This is a genomic window from Kaistella sp. PBT33-4, from assembly GCF_029194425.1.
GTDB lineage: Bacteria > Bacteroidota > Bacteroidia > Flavobacteriales > Weeksellaceae > Marnyiella.
In genome coordinates this window covers 485,632-492,988 of the sequence record NZ_JARFYL010000004.1, presented here as the reverse complement: position 1 = coordinate 492,988, position 7,357 = coordinate 485,632, and the positions used below count along the sequence as shown (strand labels likewise).

The 7,357-nt window shown below is 44.9% G+C and carries 4 protein-coding genes; 2 read left to right on the top strand and 2 right to left on the bottom strand.

The genetic code is table 11. The annotated features are described in order from the left end of the window. The first annotated feature begins 891 nt into the window (after window positions 1-891). The gene (locus tag P0M11_RS11100) at window positions 892-1,845 is read left to right on the top strand and encodes a T9SS type A sorting domain-containing protein (protein WP_275625719.1); all 954 of its coding nucleotides are present in this window, start codon (window positions 892-894) and stop codon (window positions 1,843-1,845) included. Window positions 1,846-1,860: 15 nt separating this feature from the next. Here the strand turns inward: P0M11_RS11100 and P0M11_RS11095 are convergent, their stop codons facing one another. Beyond that, window positions 1,861-2,727: a DMT family transporter gene (locus tag P0M11_RS11095; protein ID WP_275625718.1), complete on the bottom strand. Its 867-nt coding sequence runs from the start codon at window positions 2,725-2,727 to the stop codon at window positions 1,861-1,863. Next, on the bottom strand, window positions 2,727-3,896 hold the full coding sequence (locus tag P0M11_RS11090) for a hypothetical protein (RefSeq protein WP_275625717.1): 1,170 nt from the start codon (window positions 3,894-3,896) through the stop codon (window positions 2,727-2,729). The genes P0M11_RS11095 and P0M11_RS11090 overlap by 1 nt, the downstream gene beginning before the upstream one ends. Before the next feature lie 459 nt (window positions 3,897-4,355). Here P0M11_RS11090 and P0M11_RS11085 point away from each other — a divergent pair, with 459 nt between their 5' ends. Then, window positions 4,356-7,337 (top strand): SusC/RagA family TonB-linked outer membrane protein, encoded by a 2,982-nt coding sequence (locus P0M11_RS11085; protein WP_275625716.1) that lies wholly within the window; start codon window positions 4,356-4,358, stop codon window positions 7,335-7,337. The last annotated feature ends 20 nt before the right edge of the window (window positions 7,338-7,357 follow it).

Sequence of the window (7,357 nt, the reverse complement as noted above, 5' to 3'; positions counted from 1 at the left end):
CGAGTCGTGTCCCCGCTACTAAGCAAGAGAATCACAAAAGTGGTTCTCTTTTTTTGTAGCATGTGGAGGGCTCCTATTCGCCGCGGCGAACGCACGTTCGAGTCGTGTCCCCGCTACTAAGCAAGAGAATCACAGAGGTGGTTCTCTTTTTTTGTAGCCAGTGGAGGGCTCCTATTCGCCGCGGCGAACGCACGTTCGAGTCGTGTCCCCGCTACTAAGCAAGAGAATCACAAAGGTGGTTCTCTTTTTTTGTAGCCAATGGAGGGCTGCTATTCGCCGCGGCGAACGCACGTTCGAGTCGTGTCCCCGCTACTAAATAGAGAGAATCACAAAAGTGGTTCTCTTTTATGTTGTATTTCACGCTGATTTTCGCAGATTATTTTACTTAGGTTCACGCTGATATCGCTGATATCGCAGATTTTTATCTGTGAGAATCAGTGTAATCTATGCGAATATATTTCCCGCAAGGATCTCACGATTCCACAGATTGTTTTACTTAGGTTCCCGCTGATACCGCATATTTCGCTAATTTATTATCTGTGCGAATGTAATTCCCGCACGGATTGCACGGATTTCACAGATTATTTTACTTAGGTTCCCGCTGATATCGCTGATATCGCAGATTTTTATCTGTGAGAATCAGTGTAATCTATGCGAATATATTTCCCGCACGGATCTCACGGATTTCACAGATTGTTTTACTTAGGTTCCCGCTGATACCGCAGATATCGCTGGTTTTTTATCTGTGTGAAAGATCTGACAAACAAAAACAATTCTGGTTACAGGCTGCAGTTTAAAAATGCTGATTGTTGATTAAAATCTCATCAACAAAGTTTTTTATGCACTGCGCAGTATTTTTTTATAACTTTATGATAATCAAAATAAATACGTATGAAAACAGAATTACTTCGTTTCAGAAAATACAGCAACGCAGGACAATTAACAGCAATCAGGCGGTCGGCAGCAATACTTTCTGCAGCTTTTTTCCTGGCCCTGGGAACGCATCATGCCACTGGGCAGACATCAGTTACCGTCCCGGATCTTACTGCCAGTTCAGGATTTACCGGTGTTTATGCGAGTTCCGCCAGAACCTATCAGCTTATTATAGACGATTCCCTGCTGACCGCGTTAAACGGAAAATACCTCACTTCCATTGCCTTCAGACTGCCCGCCAACGCAACTTCAAACTGGCCGGCTACCGATGCTACTTTCCCAAGCTACGAAATCTTCCTCAGCAATGGGGTGGAGCCTCCCAACCGTCAGTTTGATTTCAGTGCGAATGTGGTGGGACCGCAGACTCAGGTGCGCTCCGGAGTACTTGTAGTTCCTGCCGGAGCTTTAACATCGGGTGCTGATCCTAATGCCTTCAGTCACACCATCAACTTTAACACGCCCTACCTGTATACCGGTACCAACCTCGTGATTGAAATTAGGCATACAGGAAATGATATTAGCTCTTCCAGATCCACAAATTCTACCGGAACAAGTACTGCCGGATACGGAACGCTTTATACCGCTTGCTGGCAGGGAACAGCTGGGGTTGTTCAGGGTAATTTCTCATTTGTGAAAATCAATTCGCAGGATGCACTTGGTGTAAAATCGGTGGAATTGGATACGGAAATGACCGTGTATCCTAACCCTGTAAAGGATGTACTTCACGTCAGGTCTGCCAGGAACATCATTGAATTCACTGTATTTAATTATGCAGGGCAGAAAATCATGGCACAGTCTGATGATTCCGGATTGCAGAAACTGAATGTAGCTCATCTGCCTGCCGGCAACTATATCCTGCAGACTTTAGATAAGGAAGGAAATTCTGTATCTACACGGTTTATTAAGGACTAGAAAGAGACCCGGAATTTATTTGAGTACACCCAAAACAAACGCTGCTGCTATACCCATCCAGACCCCCGCATACTGCAGAGGTGTCAGCCTTTCCCTGTGATAAATTTTGGAGATGATGAGACCCAGAATCGGTTCTATTAAGGCCAGTGTCGCGAAAAGGAGAATGCTGATATTTGCCAGCGCAAAATTCAGGCAGAAAGTGCCTCCGGTTCCCAATACGACAAGGATGCCGATCTCAAATTTTGTTCTTCGGCTTACCGTATGGGAAGGGAACTTGCTGCGGCTTGCAAGCAGCAGAAGGCAACTGAGTGTGCAGACTATAAATTCCAGAACTACGCAGAAAAGGATAGGTCCCAGTTTATCTATAAAAGGGACAAAAAGATAAGACGTACCCCAGAATAACTTACATAATATTGAGTACATTAAACCTTTAGACATTACTTCGGATCCGATTCTGGCAGCTCTTTCAATGAAAGTAACTCCGATCAGAACTATGATGCACATACCTATTTTCAGGGCCGAAATTTCTTCATCATAAAGAAAGTACGCAGACAAAACGCCGATAATAAGGCTCACTTTTCCGAATCCGATGGTGCTGGAGACAGGCGCATGCTTCAGGCTTTTCAGATAAAAGAACAGACCGAAATAATTCACTGCACAGATCCCTGCGGTACTCAGCAAATCCCTAAAAGTGATTTTTGGTGCAGTAAGCAGCCCTAAATTGGTGAGTGCAATAAAGCTAAAAAGAAAAATCAGGAATGAAAAAAAACTGCGGGTAATGATAAGTGGTAGGGTACCCATCTCATTACGCGGATTTTTCCACATCACATTAGTGGTACCGTAGCACAGGTGACCAAGGATAGTAATTAAAAGTGCGGTCATTAAAAACTGGTTAAATAACTGAATTTAGTTTTCTGCAGCAGAATCTGGTACTTCTGATGAAAGTCCTCACGATTTGGGTAAAGTTTGCAGCCCAGATTATAGTACTGAAGTTCGAAATAAATTTTACTGTCGAAGGAATAACGCATTACATCGGTGGAGTTAACCAGCAACTGGTCGAACATGTACATGGCTTCCTGCTCCTTACCCAAATGAAACATAAGGAGCGCACGTGTAATACGGTACAGATGTACGTGGCATTTATAGAGAGGATTTTCGTCCTCAAAGGTCTTAAGCGCTTTCTCAGTGGGCGCATCGCCAATGAGCGTTTCTGCGGTGTTATAATCTTTCAGGATTGTGAGCATATTTCCCACATAACTGGTGTAAATAATCCGATCGATAAGTGGCCGGCTGTGGATAAATCCGAAATCTGAGTGAGGTAGCAGCGGAAAAGGACTGTTTTTTTCAGGATTTCCAAAAATGTGAGAGTGAATACTTTTAACGGTGCTGTATCGGGCTTCCGGAAATACCTCAAATTCTTCACATCGCATTTTAATTACCTGCTTTTCAATCTTATTCATAAGTTCTGTAGCCTCACCCTGAGACAGGTTTTCGGACATGAATTTCCCGAAATAAACAAATGAATATGCGAAAACCTTTACGTGCGCTTTCTTGCTGATCTTTGCCACATAAAGCAGGGCTTCCTGATAATTATCGTTGGCAATATGTTCATAGGAGGGATACCAGGCAAAGACATATTCCAGTGCTTCTTCATTGGCCGCAAAACGTTTTACAAATTCTGTAAGGTTGCCCGGGTGGGATATGATTTTTTTTGCGAAATGGTAATTAGCTTTTTGGAAACGGGTTTCGTTTAACGATGTGCCTTTTCCTTTTACGGTTCCGTAGTAGATGTCCAGTAGTTCGAAATCAAGTATGGGTGTGGTCGATCCGGAGCGCTCGCAGAAGTCCTGAAAGTTTCGGTAGCCCAGGCGCACCGCTATTAAATTCAGTGTTGAAATGCGCAGTTGACTTTCATTCTTTATTTTTCCCAGGAACCTGCGAAGCGAGTTTCGGGAAACACCCATGTTGATGGCCAGACTCTCCAGTCCCTTTGTTGTGGCAATGTCGCTGAAGTATATTTTTTCAAATTCCTCTCTCAGTTTATTGATCATGCCGCAAATTACTTTTTTTCTTTAAGAATTTACTTACCATCTGGGCAAATTTGGGCAAAATATCAAAGATCCCTTATCTGTAATTTTGTAGTGGAGATACGGAGTTATTAAACGGTCTTTTTAAGAGCTTTTGAAATGACTTCCATCTCAACTGAAAAACACAAATTTATATAGAGAATCCAGATTTTTTACAGTCTGGATTTTTTCTTGTTTTCTGATTGCAGCAGTTCAAAAAACTACTCCTTCCCTTTGCTTAGTCCGGGGTCTGTTTCTCTAATTTCACATACGTTATGCTATATTACCGATGCTTAACATAGTACAGGTCGTGGTATGCAATAGTTTACAATATCTGTTAAGACTGCTTTAACCCAAAAGTACCGATTTCTTCATAAAGCCTTAAAGCAGGGTTAAAGACAATACCCACCGGTGCTGAGTAATTTTGCGGCAAATTAAAAGATCGTGAAAAGAAAGATACAGAAAATCCTTGTACTTGTACTTAGCGGTATCGTGACTGTAGAAATGGCAGCTCAAACCCGCCAGGATTCCCTGAAAGAGCAAAAGATTGAAGAAGTTGTTGTAACAGCACTTGGAATCAAGCGCCAGGACAAATCCCTGGGTTATGTAGCCGAAACTGTAGGGTCTGAAACCTTTGAAGAAACACAGAACAATAACTGGGTACAGTCTATGGAAGGCAAGGTGGCCGGTCTGAAAGTTCAGACTGCCGGCGCCGGACCTTTGGGCTCTGCCAGAATCACGCTTCGTGGTGAAAAGTCCATGTTCATGGACAATAATTATGCACTGATCGTTGTAGACGGAATTCCGCTGAGCGACGGACCCCGCGTAAACTCGGGCACAGGTACGCCGGCCTATGGTGCCGGCTCGGGCGGTGACCTGCCTATTGATCTGGGAAATGGTCTGAACAGTATTAATCCCGACGATATTGAAAGCGTAACAGTGTTAAAGGGAGCATCCGCGGCAGCTCTGTATGGGTCGCGCGCTGCAAACGGCGCGCTGATGATTACTACCAAATCCGGGAAAAGCCGGAACGGCAAACTGCAGGTAAGCTTTAATTCCTATTCCAGCTTCGATTCTGTTTTGAAATGGCCCGATTACCAGTACGAATACGGACAGGGAACTCTTGCAAAAGATAAGAACGGGAATTTCTATTACTCCTACGGAGCGTCGCCCGACGGCGTTAGTACGGGTGGCACCAGCAGTGCCTTTGGGCCAAAGTTCGCGGGTCAGTATTATTTCCAGTACGATCCTACCGTTCAGGGTCAAAGTGCAGAAAGGCAGCTTTGGCGTCCGTACCGCGACAATGTGAAAGGTTTCTGGGAAGTGGGCTCTACCTATTCCAACAGCATTGCTGTAGAACATTCCAATGACAGAACCAGTTTCCGTACCTCTCTCACTTATCTTGATAACGAATGGATGATGCCGAATACAGGCTTTAACCGCTTCAATTTTGCGGGATCCCTTTCTCACAAGCTAAGCGACAGGCTTAAAATTTCAACAAAACTGGCTTACAACAGGACCAAGAGTGACAATCTTCCGGCAACCGGTTATAACAACCAGTCCATTTCCTACTTTATGATCTTCCAGAATCCCAATGTAGATTTGGCGTGGTACCAACCCATCTGGAAAAACGGTCAGGAAGAGCTGGACCAGATTCATCCCTTCAGCTCATTTATCGACAATCCGTACCTGATTGCCTACAAAATGCTCAACGGTGTGGACAAGCGCAACATCAGCGGAAATATGACGTTGGATTATAACATCTCTCCAAACTTCAGCATGATGCTGCGTTCAGGTGTTGAGGTTCTGAATGAAGAACGGACCACACAGCGCCCATGGAGCTCGGCCAATTACCTGAAGGGTTTTTACAGGGAACAGCATATAACCAATCAGGAATATAACAGCGACGTCCTTTTTAACTATAAGAATAATTTCGGGCAGTTCAATGTATCTGCTTCGGCAGGTGCCAGTATGCGCTATAACGAGTATATCATGAATGATTACCGTGCCGAAGGTCTGAAGGTTCCGGGCCAGTACACACTTACCAATGCCATATCGCTCATTACAAAAGTGCCAAAACCATATGACGAACAGGTAAACAGTGCATATGCCCTTGTTACAATGGATTGGGACAGTAAAATTTTCCTGGATATTACCGGTAGAAATGACTGGAGCAGCACGCTTCCTGCCGAAAACCGCTCATTCTTTTACCCCTCCGTCAGTACCAGTTTCATTTTATCCGATCTGTTCAACCTGAAATCGCGCGCGTTAAATTACTGGAAACTGCGTGGTTCCTGGGCCAAGGTTGGAATTGACGGTTCTCCGTATCAGCTGGAGAAATACTATGATATGGATGATATTCCGGGAGGTGTAATTACTCCCTCCACCTTCCCAAATCCTAATCTGAAACCGGAAATCAATACCAATATAGAGGCGGGCATGGATCTGGGGCTTTTAAGAAACAGACTGAATTACAGCTTTACCCTTTACCAGAACAATACGGCCAATCAGATTATCCGGATTCCCATGATGTACGAGTCCGGGTACGCACACAGGTGGATTAATGCCGGCGAGATACGTAACCGGGGAATAGAAATGTCTTTGGACTATACGCCGGTGAAAACTCCGGATTTCCGCTGGAAACTGGGCGGAAACTGGTCCATGAACCGTAATGAAATCATGAGTCTGCCGGAGGCTGTAGGCTCAGAACCGTACACAATGGCGACCGTCGCGGGTGTGGTCTATTTCAACGCTGTAGTTGGTGGTTCCCTTGGAGACCTTTATGGCTTTAAACTCCTTAGGGCACCTGATGGACAGGTCGTTTATGGTGAAAACGGATTACCTGCCAGGCCGGCAAATGTAGAAAAGGTGGGCAATGCCTTTGCAAAATGGCGTGCCGGTTTTCAAAATGAGTTCCAGTACAAAAATGTAACCCTCAGTTTTTCCATAGACGGTCAGTACGGCGGTATGGCTTATTCCCAGACACACCATAAGATGTCGGAACAGGGTAAGCTGGGACATACCTTAATGGGCCGGGACAATCCCGGCGGAACCATTGTGGGTGCAGGCGTTGTGCAGAATGCAGACGGTACATTCAGCCCCAACACCAGGGCAGTAAGTCTGAGTGCTTATTACGGCGACTACTACCGCCGTGCCAATGTGGAAACCAATACTTTTGATACCTCTTTTATCAAACTCAGAGACGCACGCCTTGCATACTCTTTTCCCAAAGCGATGATCGCACCGCTTAAACTGAATGATCTGACGGTAGCCATCTTTGGCAAGAACCTCTGGATGTGGACGGAATTTCCAATGTTTGATCCTGAAGTGGCTACACTGGACAACAGCACCATTACGCCGGGCGTAGAAATAGGCCAGTTACCGTCGGCAAGGACAATCGGTTTTCAGCTAAATGTGAAATTCTAACCTATAGCAGAACTTTTTTC